Raw genomic sequence first — 24,427 nt, 5'->3', positions numbered from 1 at the left:
GGCCATAATGGGCAGAAAAAGACGATAGAGAGGACCGTCGATGGCGCAGACCGAAGCCGATCAGGATCAGGCCGAAAGCCGCGAACAGCTCAGCCGATGGCTCGAGAATGTCCTGGGTTGTTCTGAAGTCGTGCTCGAAAAACAGCGGCGCTGGCGCCCGGTCTGGCGCGCCAGCGCGCAGCAAAATGGTGTGAAGCGCGACTTTCTGCTCAAGGGCGACCGCACCTGGCCGACCCATCCCTATCCGCTTGTGTATGAAATGCGCATGCAGCGCGCACTGCATGAAAATGGCATTCCCATTCCCGCCATATTGGGCATGTGCGACCAACCCAACACCATCGTGATGGAGTGGATAGAAGGCGGCCGGGATCCCGGCCTGGTCCAGGAGGCGATCGAAAGCGCGTCGGTGATGACCGAGGATCGGTGGGCCGCATCGCTGCGCTATATGGAGATATTGGCTGACATCCACAGCCTGCCCAGTCAGGCTTTCATCGAAGGCGGAGCCCATTTGCCGCAGGGTGCGCGCGAGATCGCCCTGCATAATTTTGAACGCTTTCATGCCATGACGGTCGAGCAGGGCATCACCGATCCGCTGCTGGAATTTTGCGCGCGATGGCTGCGCCAAAACTATCCCCGACATCGGGAATCCATCTCCTTCGTCACGGGCGATTGCGGCCAGTTCCTTTCGGACGGTGCCCAGGTTACCGGCATATTGGATGTGGAAATCGGTCATCTAGGCGATCCCATGCGCGATCTCGCGTGCTTCCGGGGGCGCCACCCGATTGAGAATATGGGCGACGTCGCCGCTCTGTTTCGTCACTATGAAACGGCGATTGGCGTACCGCTCTATTTTGACGCGATCGCCTATCACACCGTGTCCTTCCTCGCCGAAGCCATTTACGGCCCCTGTTCGGGATGCACGAAAAGGGGCGCGGCGGCGATTGGGTCGAGGCGGCGGTACAGGTGTCGATGATCGGACGGCGGTGCATGGAGGCGTTGGCCGAGATATTGGGCGTGACGCTCGACGACATTGCGCTTCCGCCGCCCGCCGCCGTCGACCAGAATGATCTGGCACTTGATAAATTGCAGGCGGAGATCGAACGTCTGCCGGAAAGCGGATCGCTACAGGGCTGGCAACGTAATATCCTTGCCTCGATCCCTCACTATCTGCGGAACCAGCTGCGCTATCGCGATTGGCTGCGGGAAGAGGATGGCAAGGACATCGAGGCGCTGCTGGGTACGGGCTATGCGGATGCCGCCGCGGGTGAGGCCGCATTGATGCGCTTCATCGAAAAGAGCACGCCTGCCGACTATGCCGCCCTGACGCGTTTCTTTCATCGGCGGATGCTGCGACAATGCCTAGTGATCGCAGGTCCCGATGCGCCTGCCGATCATCTTGTTCTGGTGCCCATGGAACCCTTGTCCCGGGGGGAAGTGCGTGGGCCTCTGGGTTAGGATACCTATCCGACGGTATGTGTCTTCTGCGTATGAAACGATAAAATTCAGAGGGTGGAATAACCGGTGACGGCCAAACAGGAAGTCACTTAACATACTGCCTGATATCGCACTGATCCTAGTTTTCAAGATCAGCTTTGCGGCCTTGGATCGGTGATGTAATATAATTATATAATATTTCTTTCTTGTTGCCTTAATATAAATGCATAAAAATAATAATAAATACCGTAATTGAATCCCGTTATTTAATAATATTAATAGTGGAGGGGATGAAATGGTTAAAATGTTCCGCGCAATTCTGATGGCCGGCACGGTTATGGGTGTGGGTGGTGCAGGCGTGAGCCACGCGGCAGAAGTGGTCGAGCAAAGTGCGAGCGGTGATGACAATAGCGGTGTGCGCGACATCATCGTGACGGCTCGCCGCACGTCGGAAAATCTTCAGACAGTTCCCGTTGCCGTCACGGCGCTCGATCCGACTGCGCTGCTTGAACGGCAGATTGTTGAAGTGGCGGATGTGGGCCGGGCGGCGCCGGGTTTGTCGGTGCAATCCGGTGGCACCGGCAACGCATCGCTCATATATCTCGCCATCCGTGGCAACGCGCAGAATAGCCCTAACTCATTTTCCGATCCGGCGGTCGGCATCTATGTCGATGGCGTCTATTATGGGCGGCCAATCGCCGGGAATCTCGGGCTTCTTGACCTGGCTTCGGTCGAAGTCTTGCGCGGAACCCAGGGAACCTTGTTCGGACGCAACACGACGGGTGGCGCCCTCAACATGACAACTGTGCAGCCGGACGGAAATTTTGGCGGCTACGTCACCGGACGTATCGGTAACTATGAAAGCTGGTCCATTGAATCCGCGCTGACCTTGCCGATTTCGGGCGATGAATTGTCCTTGCGCCTGGCTGGCCGCTATGGCGAGAGGGGCAAGGGTTTTGGGAACAACCCGATAAGAGGGGTCGATGCGGCCCGTATCGATCACGACATCGCGGGCCGTGCCACGCTGAACTGGGAACCGGCTGCGATCCCGATGACCGTCTCTCTGTCGGCCGACTATGCCAATATCAGGGATACGTACAATAATGTCGCTCTGCGCGGTATCAACCCGACCGGACCGGCGCTGGCGCTATATTCCCGCCAGTTCGACATTGCCAGCTTCCTCCAGACCAAGAGTCAATTCTACAGAACATATAATGATCCAAACACGGGCAACGCCAACATCGATACGCCATATAATTATAACAAGACGTGGGGTGTCCGTGCGACCATCGAATATGATCTGGGCGACGTTAAGATCAAATCGATAACGGCCTATCGCGCGGCCGATACCGGGGATGGTACTGATCTTGACGGTACGCCTGCCAAGATCGCATCTTATGCGAGCGACTATTCGCAAAAGCAGCGTAGCCAGGAACTGCAATTTTCCGGTAACCTGGGGAAACTGGAATTCATTCTCGGCGCTTTCTATTTTAAGGAAACGGGCGATGAGCAGTCCCAGTCGCTCGTGTTCCAGGATACCGACTTCGGTTTCAACCTGGCCCCGGCCAATACCAACCTTGCCACATACAAGTCGGAATCGAAGGCCTTGTTTGCCCAAGTCAACTACAGCCTGACCGAACGGCTGCGCGTGACCGGCGGTTTCCGCTATACCTGGGACAAGCGTTCGATTAATCGCATGGGCTATATTGGAGGGATCCCGGGCTTTTCCGGTTCGTTCGTCTCCAACGGCCGGCTGATCACGCTGCCCCCTACGGGGCTATGCGCCGTGGGTGCCAATGCAAATCTGGTCGCCCCCGGTCCGGATTGCACGGATCCGGTGACGGCCAAATTTGATTATCCCGCCTGGCTCGCCAGCATCGACTACGAGCTGGGAGACGGTAAGCTCATCTATGTAAAGACCGGGGGCGCCGCACTGGCGGGCGGTCTCAATTCGCGTCCGACCCCGCCCGATGCGAGTTCCTTTGCTCCGGAAAAGGTGAAGGATGCCGAGATCGGCTTCAAGGGCGACTTTTTCGATCGGCATCTGCGGACTAATTTCGCTGGATTCTACATTTGGCGCAACGGCGCCCAGAATGTCGTCAATGCCTTGGTCGGCGGTAATCTGACCCAGTTCGTTCAGAACGCAGGCGATGTGAAAGCCTATGGTCTGGAATTTGAAGGCACGCTCATTCCGTGGCAGGGCATGGAATTAAGCGGCGCCCTGTCCTGGCTTAAGGCGAAATATGCTGCGGGATCATTCACTGCGGCGGGCCTGGGCGGTACGGTGGATCGTAGCGGGGAGGTCGTTCCGCGCGCGCCGCGCTGGACCTGGAACATCGGCGCGACGCAGCGCTTCCCGGTCAAAGGGGGCGAAATTGCGCTGCATGCCGACTATGCCTACACTTCCGCCGTTTACCAGGACTATGCCACTGCGGATTTGACGACACCGGCGCTCAATGATGGCGTGAACGATGCGGCGGAGCGTGCGGCGGCTATCAGCTTCATCAATACGCAGAACAGCTTCAGTCGGCTCAAGGCCTATGGGGTGCTGAACGGAAGCCTGAATTTCAAGCTCGACGGCGGAATGGAGTTCACCCTTTGGGGCCGCAACCTGACGCAGGCAAAATATTATAACGCCATATTCAACGGTTATGGCACCTTCGGCACCGCGATCGGCTTTACCGCAGCGCCGCGCACATGGGGCGCAACGGTTTCCTATCGCTTCTGACATAGGGGCATGGGTGATGTGGCGTCGTCCACTTCACCCATGGATCTGATCGGCCTGCGTGGCGCGACTGTGCCAAGCGGCGGCCCGCAGATCGACATGGCGGGCGCGCGGACTGCGATCATCGTAAATCCCCCTTTGCCTGTGTTTCGCGCAATATCCGGGGAACCGACGGGGAGCCATATGGGAAGGAATATGTCTCCGGCGCGACATCTGTCGTCCCGGCGATGGTCGTGGCGCAGGCATAGGGTGCGGTGTTGGCATAACCTTCATTACAGTCGATAAAGATGAAATAGGATGAGTGATGCGCAATCCGTCAATGGTGGATGCAGGTCCGCAACCGATGGCGGAAAACGCATCGCTTTCCGCCGGCAGGCGATCACTGTTATCGTGGACAATTGTGGCGCTGTTTCTGCTCAATTGCCTCAATTATATTGATCGACTGCTCTTCTCGGTCGCCCAGGAAATGATCAAGGTCGACCTCCATCTCAGCGATTTTCAGCTGGGCCTGATTGGCGGACCCGCCTTCGCCATACTCTACACGGTCTTCAGTTTCCCGATCGCGCGCGCGGCTGACCGCGGTCGCCGGGTCGGGATCATCGCCATGTCGCTGACATTCTGGAGTGCAATGACGGCCTTTTGCGGAATTGCGGCCAATTTCGTCCAGATGCTCGTCGGGCGCGCCGCCGTCAGCATTGGCGAAGCGGGATGCACGCCGACCTCGCATTCTCTGATCTCTGACGCATTCCCCGCGCAACGGCGAACGACCGCCATCGCCATCTTCGCGGTCGCTGGCCCCTTCGGCGCCATCGTCGCAGCGGTGGGCGGGGGCGCTCTGATCGCCGCTTATGGGTGGCGCACGGCTTTCCTCATCTGCGGGATGGCAGGCATCGTCATGGCTCTACTGTTCCGCGCCACCGTACCGGAACCGCCGCGGAGCGAGCCCCGACCGCACCATAGCGCGTCATTCATCGACACCGGCCGCCAGCTGCTGGCCCGGCGCAGCTTCGCCCTGGTGGCCGTCGCGGGGGGCGTCGCCGGGATCGGCAGCTATGCCAATCAACAATATATGGTATCCTTTCTGATGCGCGGACATGGTCTGTCCCTGGCCAATGCTTCGGCATTGATGGGGTTGGTGATCGGTGGCGTCGGCATCGTCTTCACGCTGCTGGGCGGTCCGATGATGGACCTGGGCGCGCGTCGCTACCCGCGAATCAAGGCCTGGCTGCCCTCCTTCGGCTTGCTCTGGTGTGGGGCGCTATATGCCTTCGCTTTTCAGATTCCGACAGTCGGCCTTGCGGTGGCGTTGATGGTGCTCGGATCCATGGGGCAGCATTTCTACATGCCTGCCATGTATGCGCACGGGCAGGATGTGGCGCCCCCGCATATGCGCGCCATGGCCTCCGCCGTGATTATCGCCACAAGTTCCCTATTAGGCTATGGATTGGGTCCGCCGCTGATCGGCCTTGCCAGCGACATATTTGGGGAAAGCGCGCGGGTGTCGGCAGGCATCAGCCTTGCCGAGTGCGCCAAGCAGGCAGTCGCGGCCTGCGAGGCGGCAAGCGCGCAGGGGCTGCGCCTGTCGCTCAGCCTGGGATCCTGCTTCTTCATACTGGCCGCCGGTCTGTTTGCATGGGCGAGCCGATGGGTAGTCGCGGACGTGCACGATCATGATCGGCACTGACTTGCCATTCGCGATCGACAGGGAAATAATGGTCCTGCGCTTCAGGATCGAGCCAAGATTTGATCGATGGCGAGGAGGTTGAGGATGCGACATGAAGCCGATCTTGGTCTGCCGCTTTGTGCCCCGCACACTGCGTCGCATTTCCATGTGGAACGGCGGTTCCATGCGAATGGCATTTTCGCCGATATCCGTCACTTCGGATGGACCCAGAGCAGCCGATCGGTTTTTCAACCCGATTCTTACTATCTGGATTTTTCCATCGGGCCGCGCTGCCCCACTGCTCGTTTCTTCAACAGCGAACGCGAACTGGCAGACCCGCCAGGCGATGTAGTCTTCCTGCCCAAGGGTGGCGCATTTGCGACCCTCAGCGAACCGGGCGAACACAGCCTGCTGTGTCTGACATTTGAAAACGACCGGGCGATGCAACTGTTCGAGGATGACAGCGTCGCCGATCTGGCTGCATGTCAGGATGTTAAGATCGGTCGGGTGCGTCAGGGGCTTGCCCGTTTGGTGGAGGAATTGCGCAACCCGGGCTTTGGGCAGGATATATTGCTCGAAAGTATGGCGCTGATGCTCGTCGTCGAACTGTGCCGGCATTTTGGCCAAGCCCCATATGATGATCGTAGCGCACATGGACAGATGCCCGGCTGGCGTTTGCGTCGCATCAAGGATAAGATAGAGGCCGATCTGGCCGAGATGCTTTCGGTAGCCGATCTGGCCGCCGAAATTCGTACCAGCCCGCGCCACTTGATTCGGACTTTCCGGGCCACCACCGGCATAACCCTGACCGATTATATCGCCAGCCGCCGGATCGCGCGTGCGCAAGACCTGCTTGTCCGCGACGAGGCGATGATCAAGGTAATCGCCGGCAAATGCGGCTTCCAGAGCGCCGCCGCTTTCTCGGCAGCCTTCCGCAAGGCGACCGGCATGACGCCACGCGAATATCGCGAAGACCGTGGCGCATCGCGTTGAGCCCGCCTCTCAACTAATACTCCATCCTCAACCCATCTGTTGCATCATGTCCCCTTGGCGATGTTTGGGCGCTCCGGCGGTAGGCATCGGCATTGCGGGGAGCGCCCCGCCGTCGCCACAATCCGTCCCCGACAGAAAGGCGGATTTTCTCCATGACCAGCTATCTCGATCGACTGATCGCCGATCCCACCAGTTTCCATGACGCGCCCTATGCGCAGGCTTTCACGCTCAGCCGCGAGGAGATCGACAGGCTGCATTTGGAAGGCGCGCGCAAGCGCTTTGCCGAATTGCGGCCGGGCCTGTCGGTGCTGGACAAGCTGGCGCGGGAGCAGGGCATCGAGACCATCGAGACGATCGACGATCTGGCGCCGCTTCTGTTTCCGCACACCGTCTACAAATCCTATCCGATCAGCTATCTGGAGCGCAGCCGCTTCGACAAGCTCACCAAATGGCTCGCTGGCCTGACGACCAGCGACATTTCTCATGTCGATGCCAGCGGTATCGAGACGATCGACGACTGGATCGACCTGCTCGACGCGGAAACAGACCTGACCATCCAGCATACGTCGGGCACCACAGGTAAGCTGAGCTTCGTCCCCCGCAGCAAGAAGCAGTGGCGCGAGACGATCGTCCATTCCGGGGTCATCATCCGCGACTGGTGGCCGGACCGGGGTCGGGACATTGTGAAGGACGGGATGCCGATCATCATTCCGGGCTATCGTTATGGCGCGGCCGCGATGCAGCGCGGCAACGGCATCCAGGTCGATCTCTATGCCAAGGGCGAGGAAAACACCTTGTTCCTCTATCCCAATGCCCGGTTCAGCGCCGACATCGCGTCACTGGGCGGCCGTCTTCGCGCGGCAGAGGCGCGGGGTGAGGCGGGCATGATCGACATTCCGCCGGTCCTGCTGGAACGGCGGGAGGCGCTGCTGGAGCTGGAGCGGCGTCGGCCCGACGATCTCAAGCATTTCTTCAGCGAGGCGCAGCGACGCTTCGGTGGGCGCGACGTCTATGTGACGGCGATGTGGGCGATCCTCTACGACTGGGCGGAGGAGGGGCTGAAGCGCGGCCTCAAGAACGTCTTCGGCAAGGGCAGCGTGCTCCTGACCGGCGGTGGCAAGAAGGGCAAGGAACTGCCCGACGACTGGCGCGAGCGCGTGCTCGAGTTTCTGGGTTTCGATACCATCTATGAAATGTACGCCACATCCGAACAGATGGGTCTGTCGATGATGTGCGAGCATGGCCATTATCACATCCCGCCGATCCAGATCCCGTTCCTCCTCGACCCGGCGACGGGCAAGCCCTTGCCCCGCAAGGACGGCCTGACCGGCCGCTTCGCCTCGTTCGACCTGATGCCCAACACCTATTGGGCCGGGCTGGTGACGGGGGATGAGATTACGCTGGCGGGCTGGGAAAAGCCCTGCGCCTGCGGCCGCACCGGGCCGCACGTCATTCCGCCGGTACGCCGCTACAGCGAGAAGGAAGGCGGCGACGACCGCATCGTCTGCGCCGGCGCTCCCGAAGCGCACGACCGCGCTATCGAATTTCTTGCCGAACTGTCGATGTGAGTAGAGCCATGACTGATCCATTCCGCGTGCCCCTGATCATCCGAGGCCAGATTATCGATGATGCCGACATCGATTATGGCGGCCGCCGGGGCGGTGTCAGCTTTTCGGCGCCGGACATCGCCAGGCATGTCGCGCACCTGCCCTTGCGCACGCCTTCGGCCATGGCCGATCTCTATGCACTGAGCTTTGAGGAGATACTCGATTTCCTCGTTGCTTTGGGACAGCGGCTCGATTTCGGTCAGAACCGGCATTTGCAGGAGGCGTTTCGCCTGTCCTGCCTGACCTCCGGTCTGTCGGAGAGCATATTGCGCGTCCATTTCCAACATATCGGCGCGGCTTTCGATCGGACCGAAATGCGGCGGATGATGGAACGCTCCTGCGGCGTCGAATATCTGGAAGGCTGGGTGGATCAGGGGGCTGGCAGATTTTCCGGCCTCACCGCCCGCACGCGCGCCTTCGGTGCGCGGACCGTGCATGTCATCGCCGGCAATGCACCGATCGTGTCGATCCTGACGGTGATCCGCAATGCGCTGACCCGGTCCGATGCGATCATCAAGCTGCCATCCAACGATCCGCTGACGGCCTCTGCGCTCGTGCGCACCATGGTCGAGATGGACCCCGACCATCCGCTGTCGAAACATGTCTCCGTCGCCTATTGGAAAGGCGGCGACGATCAGGTGGAGTCGGCGATCTACGATCCGCGCGGCGTCGAGAAGATCGTTGCCTGGGGCGGGTTCGATTCGGTCAAGCATATCACGCGCTATCTGCAACCAGGCATCGACCTCATCACCCAGGATCCCAAGCTGTCGGGAACGATCATTGGTCGCGAAGCCTTCGCCGATGAGGAGACGCTGGGGCAAGTGGCGCGCCGTCTGGCGCTCGACATCGGCGCGCAAAATCAGGAAGGCTGCGTGTCCGCGCGCGTCATCTATGTCGAATGCGGCACGGACGAGGCCGGGCTGGAGCGTGCCAATCGGCTGGGGCAAATGACCTTCGACGCGCTCCAGCGCCTGCCCGATCATCTGAGCACGCCGCACAAGGCGTTTGACGGTGCGCTCAAGGCCGAGATCGACGGCATCCGCCTCAACGACGAGGATTATCGCATCTTCGGCGGCCGCGCCAACGAAGGCGCGGTGATCGTGAGCCAGGAAGAATATCCGGTCGATTTTTCCCGCACGCTCGCATGCCGGGTGGGCAATATCGTGCCGATCGACAGCCGGGAAACGGCCGTCAGCGCGGTCAACGCCTATACCCAGACGATCGGCATCTTTCCCGAAAGTCTCAAGGACGAGCTGCGCGACCGCCTCGCCTTTCAGGGCGCGCAGCGGATCGTATCGCTGGGCGGGGCTGCGACTATGCAGCATAATATGGAAAGGCAGGACGCGATCGAGCCGGTCCGCCGCATGGTGAAGTGGGTCACGGAAGAGCAGGCATCGGGCGAGATGCTGGCTGCGCTGGCAGGCTGAGAGGAGCGACGGACATGGTGAAAGCTGATCTGGTGATCCGGGGCGGCACGATCGTCGACGGGCAGGGCGGCGATCCGTTCGAGGCGGACATCGCCATCGTTGATGGACGTATCGCGAGGATCGGCGTTGACGTCGGGCGGGGGCGAGAGGAGATCGACGCCCGCGGCCTCCTCGTCACGCCCGGCTTCGTCGATGTTCATACCCATTATGACGGACAGGTCACATGGACGGACAGTCTGGTGCCGTCCACCGACCATGGCGTCACCACCGTCGTTATCGGCAATTGCGGTGTCGGCTTCGCGCCGTGCCGGCCGGAGGACCGCGAGGCGCTGGTCAACGTCATGGAGGGGGTGGAGGACATTCCCGAAGCGGTGATGGCCAAGGGTCTGCCCTGTTGGGGTGGACGGCTCCCAACGGCATCGCAATGTGCCAGAGTGAGTGCGTTGCAAGACTCAATCAAGGGAGCCGCCCGTGGAGCAAATTACCCGCATAGGCATGGATACGTCAAAGAACGTTTTTCAACTGCATGGCGTCGATGCAGCGGAGAAGCCAGTGCTGCGCAAGAAGTTGACGCGCCGAGAGATGATTCGGTTTTTCGAAAAGCTGCCACCCACCCTCGTCGCTATCGAGGCATGCGGCAGTTCACATCATTGGGCTCGTCTTCTCGGATCGCTCGGGCATGATGTAAGGTTGATCGCGCCGCAATTAGCGAAGCCCTACGTCAAGCGCGGCAAGAACGACGCTGCGGATGCCGAAGCTCTCTGCGAAGCGGTGAGCCGCCCAACAATGCGCTTCGTTCCGGTAAAGACTGCAGAACAACAGGCCGCGCTCATGTTGGTCGGGGTGCGCGAAAGGCTTATTCAGAAGCGCACCCAGCTCGTCAACGCTATACGAGGGTATGGCGCGGAGTTCGGCATCACCGCGGCGACGGGTGCATGTCGCGTCGTACCGCTTCTCGAGTGCATCGCGGAAGATGAAACGATACCCGAATTGGCGCGCGAACTTTTTGCGCTGCAGGGAAAGGAATATGCGCAGCTCCAGTGCGAGATCGAACGGATCGACGCGAAGCTGATGGAATGGCATCGCAACGACGAATGTAGTCAGCGACTGGCCAAAATTCCCGGCGTTGGGCCTATCGGCGCGACCTTGCTCATGATGAAAACGCCCGATCCGCATCTATTCAAATCCGGTCGGGATTTTGCGGCATGGATGGGCCTGACCCCCAAAGATCACTCGACCGCCGGCAAGACAAGACACGGCGTTATCACTCGCGCTGGTGATGAGCTTCTCAGAAGCACGCTCGTGGTCGGAGCCACCGCAGTCGTTCAGCACGCCCGCAATGGGCGAGGCAGGAATCTAACACCGTGGCTTATCGGCTTGATTGCACGAAAATCGCCTAAGCTCGTTGCGGTTGCCGTTGCTAACAAAGCCGCACGTGTCGCGTGGAAACTCATGGTGAGCGGCGAGCGATACCAGTGCGTCGCGCCGCCCGCGCTAACTGCGGTAGCAGCATAAGAATTAGCCAGGGACGATGAGCAAAATATCAATGCTATCGTACTGAGCTGATCCGTGATCTTGCATGAAGAGAGCAGATGGTGCGATCGATCGATCCGAGGCGTGTGACACTCCGTCAGTTCCAATGGCCATCACAGGCCGCTGCCTTGTTGGGAACACACACCGCGGAAACCATCTTGGCCAGCGGTCACGTGCGACCGCACCGAAAGGCCGGACATATGGAAGCAAGCGATCCGATCAAATTTTCCGTTCAGCCCTTGCAAGAGGGAGCCGTCCACATATGGAACTGGGAGAGCTTCCCAGACTATCTGAAATCCCTGGAAGCGCGCGCATGGGACGCCGACGTCGGCGCCTATATTCCCCATTCCCCCCTGCGGGTCTATGCGATGGGCCAGCGCGGGCTGGATCGCGAGCCGGCGACGGCGGCGGATGTGGCGCGGATGGCGCAACTGGTGGCGGAGGGGATGGCGGCCGGGGCGCTTGGCTTTGCCACATCCCGTTCGCTGGTGCACCGGCGCGGTGACGGGGCGTTCATCCCGTCCTTTCAAGCGGACAGCGACGAACTGGTGGCGATCGCCCGATCGGTCGGGGATGCGGGGCGCGGCGTGCTGCAGATGATCCCCAATCTCGATACCGCCGACTGGGCCAGCGATCTCGACCTCATGAAGCGCATGACCAGCACGTCGGGGCGTCCGCTGACCTATTCGCTCGCCCAATGGTCGACCGATCCGCAGGGCTGGCGGCGCACCATGGATGCGCTGGCCGAACATAATCGCAGCGGCGCGGCGCCAGTGCTGGCGCAGGTTTTCCCCCGGCCGATGGGCGCGATGTGCGGGTTGTCGACGTCGGCCAACGCGTTCAGCCATTGTGCAAGCTATCGTGCGATCGCCGACCGGCCGCTGGCGGAAAAGGTCGCCATCATGCGCGATCCCGCCTTCCGCGCCCGGCTGATCGCGGAGGAGCCCGACGAGACGCCGACGCCGCTGCATCGCTTGCTGCGGACATGGGACAATATCTATCCGCTGGGAGCCGAGCCCGATTATGAGCCGTCACCCGACCAGAGCATCGCCGCGCTGGCCGGACAGCGCGGCGTCAGCCCGGTCGAACTGGTCTATGATCTGATGCTGGAGCAGGATGGCCATGCGCTGATCCTGATGCCCTTTTCCAACTATGCGGAAAGGTCGCTCAACCCTGCCCTGGCCATGATGCGCGATCCCTACAGCATCGTGGGACTGGGCGACGGCGGCGCGCATTATGGCATCATCTGCGATGCCAGCTATCCGACCACGATGCTGGCCTATTGGACCCGCGATCGGGCTGGCGAGCAACTAACGATCCCGGCGGCGGTCAAGGCGCTGAGCGCGGACAATGCCGACTTCCTGGGATTGCGGGACCGGGGGCGGCTGAAGCCGGGATTGAAGGCCGACATCAACCTGATCGATCATGGCGCGCTGCACTTGCATGCCCCCCATGTCGTGCATGATCTGCCCGGCGGCGGGCGCCGTCTGGCGCAGCAGGCCACCGGTTATCGCGCCACGATGGTCAGCGGGGTCATCACCCGGCGGGACGGCGCCGATACCGGCGCGCGTCCCGGAAGGCTCATCCGCGCCGCCTGATCAAGCGCGCGGCCGGATGTTTGTGCCGCCCGTCAGCCCATGGCGGATGAAGGGTGAGGCGAGGAAATCATGCGGAAAGCCGAGCGGCGTGCGACTTACCGCGTCCAGCCGTTCCAGCTGCGCGGGCTCCAGCCTGACGCCAAGCGCGGCGACATTGTCTTCATATTGCCGCATCGTCCGCGCGCCCAGCAGCGGAGAGACGACTGCCGGATTGGCAAGGGTCCAGGCGATCGCCACTTGCGCCGAGGTGACGCCCATCTCGTCGGCGACGGCCTTCACCGCGTCCGCAATGGCCACCACGCGCGCATCGAGGCGGCCTGCCGCTTCGAGCAGGGAGCCACGGCCGCCAGCCTCGCCGGCATGGGCGCTGCCACCCGTCGCATATTTGCCCGACAACATGCCGCTCGCCAGCGGTGACCAGGGCATGACGCCGATACCCAGCGCCTTGGCGGCGGGGATAAGGTCGCGCTCGGCCGTGCGCTCAACCAGATTATATTCGGACTGCAAGGCCACCAGCTGGCTCCAGCCACGCAATTCCGCCAGGGTCTGCAACCGGGCCATCTGCCAGGCGGGAGTGTCCGACAGGCCAAGATAGAGGATTTTGCCCTGCCGCACCAAGTCGTCGAACGCGCGCAAAATCTCGTCCGCAGGCGTCATATCGTCCCAGACATGCAGGAAGAACAGGTCGATCCGATCCGTCTTCAGCCGCTTGAGGCTCGTTTCCACCGTCTGCACCATGTTTCGGCGGCTGTTGCCAGCGGCATTGGGATCGCCGACTGAGCGGGTCAGCGAATATTTGGTGGAAAGAACCAGCCGTTCGCGCTTCGCCTCCGCGAACTTGCCCGTCAATATCTCCGATGCGCCGTCGGCATAATAGCCAGCCGTGTCGATGAAGTTGCCGCCCTGGTCGACATAGCTGTCGAAGATAAGGCGGGATTCCTGCTCGTCGGCGCCCCATTCTTCGCCAAAGGTCATGGTTCCGAGCGTCAGCGGAGAAACGCGCAGGCCCGAGCGGCCGAGCAGGCGATAGCTGTCGAGCGACAGCGCCTGAAGAATCGTCTGTGTCATGATCTGGTTCAATCTTTCGCTGCTTCCGTGACGACCCAGTGCATCATCTTGTGCACGGGCCATCCCCCATCGTGCGGCAGGCCGCCGAATTTTCCGGTGTTGATGTTGCCGAGGCCGACGATGCGCTGGGCGCCCGCCGAGGCAAGCCCGTCGCGCACCTCGGCGATGCGGGAGGGGGGATAGACGCCGACCGACTGGGTCGCGACGGTGACATGCTGGATCGCGTCCGCAAGCCGATCGACGGTGACGACATTGACGAGCTTGCCGCCCGGATTGAACGACACCGGTTCGCTGGAGCGGATAACCATGCCCCGGCCGTCGGGCCGCCCGAACAGGCGATAGATGGGCTCCAGATTGCCCAGCATGTTCAGTTCCTCGATCAGCATGGCGGGGGGCAGCGGGCCGTCGGGTCCCGCGCCATAGCGGATGTCCTGGCCCATCGCCTCCACCAGCGCTTCGCAATAGCGGTCGACCTGATCGTCCGATCCCTCGATGAACTGGAAGCGAGCGCAACTGCACGCATCCTGGTTGAAGGCGATGATGTCGGCCGCGCTTCTTTCGGCGACGGTCGCGAGGGGGATGCCGTCAAAGGCTTCGCGACCGATCAGCGAGATGGACACCTTCGGATCGAAGGACATGATCTCGAAGCCCGGCGCGGCATATTGCATGGCATGGCGCACCGCCGCCTCGCCGCCCCAGACGGCGAGCTTGTCGAAATATTGCGAGCGCAGGATGTGATTTTCGATGCTGGCATCCCCGCCGCGCCAGTAAGCGGCGGAAAAGGACCGCGTCACCGGATGGTTGGGGCCGACATCGGCCATAGTCCGCAAAAGGGCGGTCGCGGTGAACATGTCGTTGGACGGCATTTTCAGCAGGTGGACGCCCTTGCTGATCGCCCCTCGGACGATCGTGACCGGCGGCACGATCGGGGCGTTGCCGGCCAGAACATGCACCATGCGCGGCGGGAAGGCGCGGATGTCGAAGGCCGTGCCCTGAATGTCGCGTCGCCCCCATCCATCCAGCAGGTCAAGCGATCCCAGCGACTGTTCAGCCTCCGCCTCGACCGCGTCGCGGGCGAAGAACCAGGCGATGTCGCGGTAGCAATTCTCAAGGATGCGCGCTCCCAGGCTGTTACAGCGCAGATTATAGGCGGCGGCCTCCTGAAGATGGATATTCCGGTCGAAATCGAGCGCCTTGCCGACCTCGACGAGAAAATCCACGATCTCCGCAAGCGGCGTGTCGAAGGCGGGACCGGGCTGACTTCGCGGCCAGATCAGCGAGTCCAGATCGATCGACGGGGTCATGACCGTCGAGCCGCTGGCCCGCGACCGGTGCTCCACGGCGGCGTCGAGTTGAACCGCGCCCTTGATCACATGGGGAACGAGCAGCCGATCATTGTCGGCGATGATTTCATGCAGCATGTCTGCCTCCTGTCGTTCAGGCCGCGACCGGCTGCGGTGCGGTGATCGATCCGCGCACATAGGAATCGATCGATCCAGCGCAGCTGAGCTTGTCCTCCCCCTCTTCCAGATCGGCGTAGCGGGCGATGGCATGGACGACCGGCGTCTTCACGCCTTCCAGGCCGGACCCGAATTCCACCTGCACCTTGTCGCCGGAGATGATGCCGCCCCACCGGCCGTCCGCCAATATGTCGAAGAACGCCATGCGGCCTTCGACCCGGCCCGCATCCTTGGTCGTGCCCAGCAGCGTTTCGCCCGGCTTGTCGAGGATGAGGGGAATGATCCAGGGCGGCACCGCATAGGATTCGGTCGGCTGGATCTTGGCGCAGAAGCCGCTCATTTCGACCATCGCATAGGAACTGGTTATGCGGTCCGGCGTGACGCCGAAAAATCCCATAATCTGTTCCTTATAGTCGGCTGGGACCGCTGCCCCCTTGGTGCCGCCGCCAAAGCTCATCAGCGTGTCGGGGTGGAAATCGCCATCCTTAATCCCGCGCGCGCGCAGGGCGTGCACGATCTGCCAGGCGACGCCATACATGACGCCGATATAGAGCGGGCGATCCCGGCGGCTGACAAGCAGGTCCATCCATGCGTCGAACTCGCCTGCCCGCGCCTGCTGGCGGGCTTCGACCTCCGCCTCGTAGGCGGCGACCTCGCCGGGACCGACCCTGCCGGCCGCGAGCAGGCGGCGCAGCTGCGCGGGACGCATGGCGTCGAAGGCGCGCATCGGATAGTCGCTCAGGCGATGAAATTCGCCCGGCGCCGCCCAGCGCGGGAAATGGACGTTGCAGAAGTCGATCATCTTGTGGGTGCCGCGCGGCGGCATCATGGTGAAGACCGAACGGCTATGATCGGGGACATAGGCCGGCGTCGACAGGTCGGCCGCCGCCAGACAAGCGGCGAGCAACAGGTCGCGGTCCTGCGTCGACTGGTTGAGGAAGGAGGATTTGCCCGACGTCCCACTCGACGCGAAGACATGGTGGCCCGCTGCCCTGGCGCGATCCAGCCATTCGTCGATGTCGCGCACGTCCGCAACGTCGATATTGTCGGTGGCATGGCTGCTCAGCGTACCGAGCCATATGTTCATATGCTTCCACTGGCCGTTGTCGACGAACGCTTCGGGATAGCTCTTATAGTTGGTGTGGGCGAACAGGAGCGGGACGAGGTCGGCCAGGCTGTCGATGCTGTCGACGCCAGCTTCCTTCGCCCGCTTGTCGAGCACCCTGATCTGCTGGCGGCGCTCCGCGAAGCGCTCCCGCGCCGCTTCCAGTTGCAGTTCGGCCAGATTGTCCGGGGCATTCCGGAACGGATCCGGTGATCGGGCAAGGGCTATCAGTTCGTCGACGGCGCTCATCAATGAAAACTCCTCTCAGCTTTGCCGCGAAGTATAGGCGACGCCCGATATTTGGCCGCTCGATTCACTGTTATGGGGAGGACATACTATTCTCAGAATGACCTTTCCGCCCGATGGCGTGCCGATCCCTCCATCAAAATCCAATGGCTATCTTTCGGCAGGGCAGAAGGGGACCGCCCCGCGCCATGATGCCCGCGCAACAGAGAAGCAGGGGGGTGACATGCCCGGTCCACTGGACGAAGCATTGGCGTTTTTTCGGGAAAGCGGCGGCTCGCGCGACGACATGCTGTCCGCCATGGAGCGCCGGTTTACGGCGGATACGCGTTGGGAAAATGTCGGCGTGGCGACGACTGTCGGGTTCGATGAGGCGAAGCAGTTCGTCGAGGGCTTTCTGGGCCGGATTCCTTTCGAACGCTGCGAGGTCGTGATCCATCATGCAGCGGCCGCGGGCCATGTCGTCCTGACCGAGCGCAGCGATATTTTCTACGGGCCGGACGGGCAGGAAATGCTCTCGCTGCGGCTGATGGGCGCGCTGGAAATGGACGGCCCCCATATCGTCGCCTGGCGCGACTATTTCGACACAAGCGGCTTTTGAAGGGGAATGGGGATGACCGATCGCAAGGCTGTCTGGGCGCAGATCGTCCCGATGCCGGGCGCCGATCTGTCGGCGCTGGCGCAGAGCTACGAAGCGGCGGGCGTGGAAGGGGTGTGGGCGCCCCAGATGTTCGGCGCGCCCTTCACGACATTGGCCGCCGTCGCCCCGGCCACGCAGCGCATCAAGCTGGGGATCGGCATCGCGCTGGCGTTCGTGCGCAGCCCGCTGGAAACCGCGTGCAGCGCCATCGACCTGGACCTCATCAGCAACGGCCGGGTGGTGCTGGGGCTGGGATCCAGCGCGCAGAGCCAGATCGAGGGATCGTTCGGCAGCGCCTATGGCAAGCCGCTCGCCCATATGCGCGAGATCGTGGGCATGATCCGCGCCATTGTCGCGCGCGGGCATACGGGGGAGCTCACAGAACTGGCGGGCGACTATCACCGCCTCGACCTCTCGCACTTCCGCCTGCTGCATAAGCCGGTGCGCGGCGACATTCCCATCGTCCTGCCGGCGGTGTTCCAGAAGGCCTGCGCGCAGGCGGCGGAAATTGCCGACGGGCTGCTCGGGCACCCGCTGTGGAACGATGCCTGGATCGAGCGGGAAGTGGCCGCCCAGATCAAGGCCGGGCTGGATCGGGTCGGGCGGGCACGCAAGGACTTCTCGCTCAACATTTCGATATTTACGGCGATTTCCGACGACAAGCGCGAGGCGATTGAGGATTGCCGAGGGACCGTGGCCTATTACAGCCAGTCACCCCAATATCTGCGCTATTTCGAGGAAATCGGTTTCGGCCGCGAGGCATCGGCGATCCAGGCCGCCTTCGCGCAGGGCGACATGGCGGGTATGGCGGCGGCATGCTCCGACGAGATGGTGGAAAGCATCGCCGTGGTTGGAACGGTTGATGAGGTGCGCAGCCGGGTCGCGCGGCGCGCCGCCCTGGCCGACGCGATTACGCCGGTGATCCCCCATTATGGCCTGTCGCCCGAAAAAAGCGCGATCTACACGCAGCGCATCGCGGAGACATTCTATGGCTGATCCCGCTGCTGTCGCGGCCATGGCGGGGGACGGGCTATACAACCGCCATTCGGGCCTGCAACAGGCCAATCTGCAATCCGCGCTTCCACTGCTGGAGGCGGCGGCGCGGGCCATTGGGGTCGGTTCTGTCGGTCCCGTCAGCATTGTCGATTATGGCGCGTCGCAAGGACGCAATTCGATGGCGCCGATGGCGACAGCTATCGATCTGGTTCGCGCGCACGACGCGCAGAGACCGGTGCAGGTCGTGCATACGGATCTGCCCTCGAATGATTTCACCTCGCTGTTCGGCCTGCTGGACCGGGATCCGGCGAGCTATCTGAACGGCCGACAGGGTGTCTTTCCATCCGCGATCGGCCGATCCTATTTCGATGCGATATTGCCGCCCGGCAGCGTCGACCTGGGCTGGTCCTCCAACGCGCTGCACTGGATGAGCTGCAATCCGGTCGATGTCGCGGATCATGGCTGGGCGATTTTCAGTCGGTCCGCACAGGCGCGTGCCGCCGTCGAGGCCGTGCTGGCGAAGGATTGGTTGGCCTTCCTGAAGGCGCGCGCTGTCGAATTGCGGCCGGGAGGACGCCTGATCTGTCAGTTCATGGGCAGGGGGCCCGACAGCCACGGCTTCGAATGGATGGCCGGAAATTTCTGGCAATCGATCGTCGACATGGAGGGCGAAGGACTACTCAGCGCCGATGAGACGCTAAGGATGACTGCGCCGTCGGCGGGGCGTTCACTCGATCAGATACGAGCGCCTTTCGATGCCGGCCTGGTGCCCGAACTGGAACTGGAGCATCTCGCCGCGATCCCGTCCCCTGATCCCTATTGGGATGCTTATCAGCGATCTGGCGATGCGGCCGAACTGGGGCGGCTGTGGGCAGCCATGATGGGCGCGGCCAACGGCCCCAACTTCCTGACGCGGGTCGATGCGTCCCGCGACCGGGACGCGTTGTTGGCCAGTCTGGTGCAGCGGGTCGCGACCCGTGTCGAGGCCGATCCTCAGCGCAGCCGTGCCTTTATCCTGATCCTGTCGATCAGGAAGCGTGATCTGCGCTGATGCCAACGTGCAGCAGCCGATCATGAATTAACAAGCGAGAGGAAGCAGAATGACCCGCCTTGCCAACAAGATTTGCATCATCACCGGCAGCGGGAGCGGCATCGGACGCGCCAGCGCGTTGATGTTCGCGCGGGAAGGCGCGACGGTGATCGTCGCGGACATTCGCGCCGAAGCTGCCGAGGCAACCGCGCAGGCCGTCGTCGACGCCGGCGGATCCGCGCGCGCGATGACCGTCGATGTCGGCGAACAGGGCGATCTGGAAAAGATGGTCAGCCAGACGATCGCGGATTTCGGCCGCATCGACGTGCTCTTCAACAACGCCTTGTACGTCAATCAGGACCACGCCATTCGCGACATGGATTTCCTGGCCTTCGATCCCGACATCTTCCTCGCCAATTTGAGGGTGAATGTATTGGGTGCCGTTCTGGCGAGCAAACTCGCGATTCCGCACATGCTGGAGCGCGGCGCGGGGTCGATCATCTCCACTTCATCGGGCAGTTCCATGGGCGGGGATATCACAGCCTATAGCTATGGATCGTCCAAAGCTGCGCTCAACTGGTTCGTGCAGGCGATCGCCGCCACCTACGGCAAACGGGGCATCCGCAGCAATGCGATACTACCCGGTCCGACGCAGACGCCTGCCAAGCTGCAATGGTCCACGCCCGAGATGGATCGGCTGTTTCTGGAGGTGCTCAACACGCCATTTATTGGGGAGCCGGAAGACATTGCCGCCATGGCGCTGTTCCTCGCGTCCGACGAGTCCCGCTACGTCAACGGCATGCTGTATCCGGTGGATGGCGGTCAGAGCTGCACCGTGCCGTTCATCAGCGTCACGCGGGCCTTGTCCCACGGATGAACGGCAAAATGAGCCAGGATGAAATCAGAAAATGGAGAGGATGATGAGCGCGGAACTGGAACGGAAGGTACGGGAATTTTGCGATGCCTGGGGCGATGGCAGCGATGCCAGCAGGCCCGACGTCGAGAAGATCCTGTCAATGATGGCGGAAGATGCCGATTGGCAGCTCTGGGTTCCCGGCGGTCCCGTGGTGAAGGGCAAGACGGCATTGCGCGCCGAGATCGAGCGGCAAATGGCCTTCGCCACGAACAACAAGTGCAATGAGGTGAACATCCTCTCCAACGACCGGATGGTGATGCAGGAGCGGTCCGATACCGCCATCATCATGGGACGGCCCTGTCCGCACCAAATGGTCGCCATCTATGAGTTTGACGACGCCGGGCTGATTTCGCGTTGGCGCGAATATCTCGATATGGCTGACCTCACGCGCAAGATGGGCATTGACGAGGCCGCGGCAGGCGGGACGGAAGTGCCGGCCTGATCGCGTCAGGTGCGAAACAGGGCGATCAGGACCAGGCAGGTCAGGATCGCCCAGCTCTGGAATCCCCAGAGCAGCCAGCGCGGCGCGTGCCGCAACTCCATAAACTCGCGGCCGACGAGCAGAACTTTCGTGAAGGCGATGACGAGGATGACGGAGCGAAGCAGAAAGGCATTGCCCAACGCCATCGTTTCGAATGACAGAAAGGTTGCGGCGATCAGCATCGCCCAGACCCATGTGATGCGGCTACGCCAGATCATGGCCATGAAACAGCTTTCCTAGAGCAGGTAGAGGAGGGCGAAGAGGATGATCCAGAGCAGGTCCACCAGATGCCAGAAGGCGCCGCTCCCCTCGATCAGGGCGACGCCCCCCTGCATCCGCCCGGCCCGGTCGAAGCGCGCCAAGGTGAAGCACAGCACGCCCAGCCCGATCAGCACATGCACTAGATGGATGCCGGTAAACATATAATAATAGATCGAAAAACTGTTGCTGTTGAGCGTGAAGCCCTGCGCGATCTTGGCCGAATATTCGAAGGCCTTGACGATCACGAAGCCGCTGCCGAGCAGGATCGCGCCCAGCAGCAACCGGCGCGCCCTGCCGTCGCCCCGGCGGACGGCCGCGACGGCCTGTGCTACGAACAGGCTGCTGGTCAACAACAGCAGCGTGTTGAGCAGGCCGAGGCGCCGGTCGAGCAGCGCCTGCGCACTTTCGAATAGCGCCAGTTCCTGCTGCCGGGCGAGCGCATAGGTGACGAAGAAGACGGCAAAGACGATGAGGTCGCCGCCGATGAACACCCATACGCCTTCCTCGCCCGGCACATGGCCGCGCGGAGACGAGGCAACCGCTTGCGATGCCGCCATTATTCGCCACCCAGCGCGTCGCGCTTGATCGCGCCGAGCATGGCGACAATCATCAGGTTGAACCAGATGCCGAACACGACGGCGGGCAACCAGAAGGCCAGGGCGCCATTCCAGGCGAAAGGTCCGGTCTTGAACAGGCCGATCGCCAGTCCGGGCAGCAGCAGCACGCCGGTCCACAGGTTCATATAGCCTAGCCAGCGCGGCAGGATGGGTTGCGCGCGGCGATCCCCCAGAATGACAAAGCCGGTCAGCAGCTTCTGCACGAAGGCAGGTACGGCGGGCATAACGAACAGCAGGAAGGCGATATCGCTCAGCGCGCTGACGACGGCGTCCGGCCGGTCGAGCCGATAGGCGGCCGCCGTGAAGATCAACCCGGCGAAGAACAGGGTAACGAAGCCGAAGGCCACGACCATCACGAAGGCCCAGGTCAAGGGCGCAATCGGCCCTTCGATCTTCTTCATGAAGGTGGCGATCGCGGCGAGGAAGGGGAAAAAGAGCACGGAAGAAGAGGCGATCAGGATGGCCCCGCCAATATGCCGATCTGGTGGCTGCGATAATAAGCTGCCGCCTCTGCGGCCGGCATGGACGGGTCGAGCGGCGGGAACATGTGCGCGACCGGCCATATGCCAACAAACATCATCGTCCCGGCTATTGCGCCCATATAGGTACATAGCTTCATCGTCATGCTCTTGGTCGTCATGCGCTCTCCCCCTCCACTTTCTTGTACGAGCGGAGAGTGTGGAGCGATCGCGCCAGGGCCACCCGCCCATGGATAGGGTTCCTGACGGCGGTTGCGCCTGCACAAGAGCAATAGTCCGCGACGACCGTCGGCGAATTCGGCGGCATAGAAGCATCGGAGAGGGTGATGAGCGATATCGAAGCGAACAAGGCAGTGGCCCGCAGCTACATGCGGGCAGTGGAGGAGGGCGATGTCGAGACGATCGAGGCCCTTCAGCATCCCGATTGCCAGTGGTGGATATTGGGTCATGGCGACATGAGCCGGGCCGACTTCATCGCCAGCGTGAAGGGCGGACTGCTAAGCGCGCAGAAGCGCACGGCCGAGGTGATCGCGATCACCGCTGAGGGGGATCGGGTGGCTGTGGAAGTGCGGGGCGAAATGGTCTTTCCGGACCGGGTCTATCGCAACGACTATCATAATCTGCTGATCATCCGGAACGGGCAGATCGTATCCGGCAAGGAATATATGGACACCCGGGCCGTGGCCGAGGCCTTTTCCGCCGGGGAGGGTGGGCAGTGACGACGGCCGCGCCGCTCAACAATTATGACGATGCCGCGGTCGGCCGAATCACCGCCTTTGTCGAGCAACTGACCGGCGGCAAGGTCGTCGGGCTTGAACGCCTCGTCCGCTGGCGCCCCTCCTGGTTCGTCGACGTCGAAAGGGAAGGGACGGTCCGCCGCCTGCACCTGCGTGGCGATCGGGGCGGCGACGTATCGATCTTCCCTGACCTCAAGCGCGAGGCGGATGTTATCGCCGTGCTGCACGGCCAGGGGCTGCCGGTGCCGGAGATCTACGGCTATCTCGCCGATCCGCCCTGCATTGTGATGGAGGCGATCGAAGGAACGCGCGATTTTTCGGCGCTTGATGCTGCGACGAAAAGCGTTATCGGCCGCGTTTATATGCAGGCCGTCGCCGCGATGCACCGGTTGCCGGTCGAACCCTTCATGGCCGCGGGCGTGCATCGGCCCGAGGGCGCAGAGGCGATCGCGCTGGTCGGCCTGGATGCCTATATGCCGCATTATCGGCGGACGAAGAGTCGACCCGAGCCGTTGCTGGAATTCGTCATCGGCTGGCTGCGCCGCAATGTACCGCGGCACCGCGATCGCGCCAGCTTCATCCAGTTCGATTCGGGCCAATATCTGGTCGATCAGGGGGCGATGACCAAGCTCTACGATTTCGAATTTTCGATGATCGGCGATCCGCTGGTCGACATCGCCACCATGGGGATGCGCAACAGCTATGAGCCGCTGGGTGCGCCGCTGCCGGAACTGGTCCGCTATTATGAGGAAGCGACGGGCGAGCCGGTCAATCATGACGCGGTGGTTTTCCACGTTCTGCAATTCTCGCTGCTCGGCACGATGCAGTTCACCGGGACGGTCGGCAAGCCATGCCCCGGCGATCCGCATTCGGTCTATCTCATGTTCGATCTCGCGCTGCGCCGCTCCATCTTGCTGGCGCTGTCGCACCTGACCGGCGATGCGCTGCCCGAACTGCGGCCGCTGGAACAGCGCACGGGCGACAATGCGCCGCTTCTGGCCAAACTGGTCGATACGCTCGGGACGTTGCCGGTGACGGGGGAGGCGGCGGAAACGCACAAGGCGCAGGTCGCCGAACTGATCGAATGGGTACAGCGCGCCGACGATCATGGGGCGGACATGGTCGCGCGCAACATCGCCGATGTGTCCGCGCTTCTCGGCCGCGGCTTCGAGCGCTGGATCGACGCCGCCGAGGCGCTGGAAGCATATATCCTCAAAGCCGGGCCGGAGGAGGACGCCGCGCTCATCGCTGTGCTCGCGACCATCGAGGGACGGCGGCTGCAACTGTTCGGACCGACCGCGCTGGGCGAGGCCGCCCGCCATGTCGTCCTGCCGGCGACGCGCTTCGACTGAAGGGCGGTCACCCTCTGCCATGGGACAGGTCAGGCCCTGTCCCTAGTGGCGATGTCAATATT

Annotated in this window: 23 protein-coding genes and 1 pseudogene; 17 read left to right on the top strand and 7 right to left on the bottom strand. The window is 62.1% G+C overall.

Translation table 11 applies throughout. From position 1 onward, the window contains the following. Nucleotides 1-40: 40 nt before the first annotated feature. From CJD35_RS15930 to CJD35_RS15890, 10 genes and pseudogenes are all read left to right on the top strand, one after another. Nucleotides 41-973, top strand: a complete 933-nt coding sequence (locus CJD35_RS15930; protein ID WP_244917295.1) for a phosphotransferase — start codon at nucleotides 41-43, stop codon at nucleotides 971-973. Then, complete coding sequence (locus tag CJD35_RS23110; RefSeq protein ID WP_244917294.1) at nucleotides 916-1,455, top strand: hypothetical protein; 540 nt, start codon at nucleotides 916-918, stop codon at nucleotides 1,453-1,455. Before CJD35_RS15930 ends, CJD35_RS23110 begins: the two co-directional genes overlap by 58 nt. Nucleotides 1,456-1,738: 283 nt before the next feature. Further along, nucleotides 1,739-4,162, top strand: coding sequence for a TonB-dependent receptor (locus tag CJD35_RS15925; protein ID WP_017183529.1), 2,424 nt, complete (start codon nucleotides 1,739-1,741; stop codon nucleotides 4,160-4,162). A 397-nt stretch (nucleotides 4,163-4,559) separates the two neighbouring features. Beyond that, the gene (locus CJD35_RS15920; protein WP_026002467.1) at nucleotides 4,560-5,843 is read left to right on the top strand and encodes a spinster family MFS transporter; all 1,284 of its coding nucleotides are present in this window, start codon (nucleotides 4,560-4,562) and stop codon (nucleotides 5,841-5,843) included. An 84-nt stretch (nucleotides 5,844-5,927) separates the two neighbouring features. Then, nucleotides 5,928-6,815, top strand: coding sequence for a helix-turn-helix domain-containing protein (locus CJD35_RS15915; protein WP_017183531.1), 888 nt, complete (start codon nucleotides 5,928-5,930; stop codon nucleotides 6,813-6,815). Nucleotides 6,816-6,967: 152 nt separating this feature from the next. Then, nucleotides 6,968-8,383, top strand: a complete 1,416-nt coding sequence (locus CJD35_RS15910) for a long-chain-fatty-acid--protein ligase (protein WP_017183532.1) — start codon at nucleotides 6,968-6,970, stop codon at nucleotides 8,381-8,383. Between the two features lie 8 nt (nucleotides 8,384-8,391). Further along, the gene (locus CJD35_RS15905) at nucleotides 8,392-9,849 is read left to right on the top strand and encodes an acyl-CoA reductase (protein WP_017183533.1); all 1,458 of its coding nucleotides are present in this window, start codon (nucleotides 8,392-8,394) and stop codon (nucleotides 9,847-9,849) included. 14 nt (nucleotides 9,850-9,863) lie between these two features. Next, nucleotides 9,864-10,241 (top strand): annotated as a pseudogene (locus tag CJD35_RS15900) (amidohydrolase family protein); the annotation flags it as partial. A 79-nt stretch (nucleotides 10,242-10,320) separates the two neighbouring features. After that, complete coding sequence (locus CJD35_RS15895) at nucleotides 10,321-11,364, top strand: IS110-like element ISShsp1 family transposase (protein WP_026150064.1); 1,044 nt, start codon at nucleotides 10,321-10,323, stop codon at nucleotides 11,362-11,364. Between the two features lie 218 nt (nucleotides 11,365-11,582). Further along, nucleotides 11,583-12,980: an N-acyl-D-amino-acid deacylase family protein gene (locus tag CJD35_RS15890; RefSeq protein WP_017183056.1), complete on the top strand. Its 1,398-nt coding sequence runs from the start codon at nucleotides 11,583-11,585 to the stop codon at nucleotides 12,978-12,980. Here the strand turns inward: CJD35_RS15890 and CJD35_RS15885 are convergent, their stop codons facing one another. The 3 genes from CJD35_RS15885 to CJD35_RS15875 are packed head-to-tail and all read right to left on the bottom strand — an operon-like array spanning nucleotide 12,981 to nucleotide 16,862. Then, nucleotides 12,981-14,048, bottom strand: coding sequence for an aldo/keto reductase (locus CJD35_RS15885; RefSeq protein WP_244917293.1), 1,068 nt, complete (start codon nucleotides 14,046-14,048; stop codon nucleotides 12,981-12,983). Nucleotides 14,049-14,056: 8 nt separating this feature from the next. After that, the gene (locus tag CJD35_RS15880) at nucleotides 14,057-15,469 is read right to left on the bottom strand and encodes an acyl-CoA reductase (protein ID WP_017183054.1); all 1,413 of its coding nucleotides are present in this window, start codon (nucleotides 15,467-15,469) and stop codon (nucleotides 14,057-14,059) included. A 16-nt stretch (nucleotides 15,470-15,485) separates the two neighbouring features. Beyond that, nucleotides 15,486-16,862 (bottom strand): hypothetical protein, encoded by a 1,377-nt coding sequence (locus CJD35_RS15875; protein ID WP_017183053.1) that lies wholly within the window; start codon nucleotides 16,860-16,862, stop codon nucleotides 15,486-15,488. A gap of 97 nt (nucleotides 16,863-16,959) precedes the next feature. Here CJD35_RS15875 and CJD35_RS15870 point away from each other — a divergent pair, with 97 nt between their 5' ends. From CJD35_RS15870 to CJD35_RS15850, 5 genes are read left to right on the top strand one after another with little or no spacing between them, the layout of a single operon-like run. Beyond that, the gene (locus CJD35_RS15870; RefSeq protein WP_017183052.1) at nucleotides 16,960-17,457 is read left to right on the top strand and encodes a limonene-1,2-epoxide hydrolase family protein; all 498 of its coding nucleotides are present in this window, start codon (nucleotides 16,960-16,962) and stop codon (nucleotides 17,455-17,457) included. A gap of 12 nt (nucleotides 17,458-17,469) precedes the next feature. Continuing rightward, nucleotides 17,470-18,492 (top strand): LLM class flavin-dependent oxidoreductase, encoded by a 1,023-nt coding sequence (locus CJD35_RS15865; protein ID WP_095687307.1) that lies wholly within the window; start codon nucleotides 17,470-17,472, stop codon nucleotides 18,490-18,492. Further along, nucleotides 18,485-19,543: a class I SAM-dependent methyltransferase gene (locus CJD35_RS15860; protein ID WP_017183050.1), complete on the top strand. Its 1,059-nt coding sequence runs from the start codon at nucleotides 18,485-18,487 to the stop codon at nucleotides 19,541-19,543. The genes CJD35_RS15865 and CJD35_RS15860 overlap by 8 nt, the downstream gene beginning before the upstream one ends. Nucleotides 19,544-19,592: 49 nt before the next feature. Further along, nucleotides 19,593-20,399, top strand: a complete 807-nt coding sequence (locus tag CJD35_RS15855) for an SDR family NAD(P)-dependent oxidoreductase (RefSeq protein WP_017183049.1) — start codon at nucleotides 19,593-19,595, stop codon at nucleotides 20,397-20,399. Between the two features lie 43 nt (nucleotides 20,400-20,442). After that, entirely contained in the window at nucleotides 20,443-20,880 is a 438-nt protein-coding gene (locus tag CJD35_RS15850) for a nuclear transport factor 2 family protein (protein ID WP_017183048.1), read from the top strand. A gap of 5 nt (nucleotides 20,881-20,885) precedes the next feature. Here CJD35_RS15850 and CJD35_RS15845 read toward each other — a convergent pair whose 3' ends face one another. The 4 genes from CJD35_RS15845 to CJD35_RS23105 are packed head-to-tail and all read right to left on the bottom strand — an operon-like array spanning nucleotide 20,886 to nucleotide 22,437. Beyond that, on the bottom strand, nucleotides 20,886-21,143 hold the full coding sequence (locus CJD35_RS15845; RefSeq protein WP_017183047.1) for a cytochrome C oxidase subunit IV family protein: 258 nt from the start codon (nucleotides 21,141-21,143) through the stop codon (nucleotides 20,886-20,888). A gap of 12 nt (nucleotides 21,144-21,155) precedes the next feature. Then, nucleotides 21,156-21,737, bottom strand: a complete 582-nt coding sequence (locus CJD35_RS15840; RefSeq protein WP_017183046.1) for a cytochrome c oxidase subunit 3 — start codon at nucleotides 21,735-21,737, stop codon at nucleotides 21,156-21,158. Next, nucleotides 21,737-22,237: a hypothetical protein gene (locus CJD35_RS15835; protein WP_244917292.1), complete on the bottom strand. Its 501-nt coding sequence runs from the start codon at nucleotides 22,235-22,237 to the stop codon at nucleotides 21,737-21,739. The genes CJD35_RS15840 and CJD35_RS15835 overlap by 1 nt, the downstream gene beginning before the upstream one ends. Before the next feature lie 14 nt (nucleotides 22,238-22,251). Then, nucleotides 22,252-22,437, bottom strand: a complete 186-nt coding sequence (locus CJD35_RS23105) for a hypothetical protein (RefSeq protein WP_244917291.1) — start codon at nucleotides 22,435-22,437, stop codon at nucleotides 22,252-22,254. A gap of 165 nt (nucleotides 22,438-22,602) precedes the next feature. Between CJD35_RS23105 and CJD35_RS15830 the strand changes: the two genes are divergently transcribed. Then, complete coding sequence (locus CJD35_RS15830; RefSeq protein ID WP_017183044.1) at nucleotides 22,603-22,995, top strand: nuclear transport factor 2 family protein; 393 nt, start codon at nucleotides 22,603-22,605, stop codon at nucleotides 22,993-22,995. Further along, nucleotides 22,992-24,365 (top strand): phosphotransferase, encoded by a 1,374-nt coding sequence (locus CJD35_RS15825; protein WP_017183043.1) that lies wholly within the window; start codon nucleotides 22,992-22,994, stop codon nucleotides 24,363-24,365. The genes CJD35_RS15830 and CJD35_RS15825 overlap by 4 nt, the downstream gene beginning before the upstream one ends. Nucleotides 24,366-24,427: the final 62 nt, after the last annotated feature.

Origin of the sequence: Sphingobium xenophagum, from assembly GCF_002288285.1 — a bacterium.
Lineage (GTDB): Bacteria > Pseudomonadota > Alphaproteobacteria > Sphingomonadales > Sphingomonadaceae > Sphingobium > Sphingobium xenophagum.
This window is presented reverse-complemented; position numbering and strand designations above follow the sequence as displayed.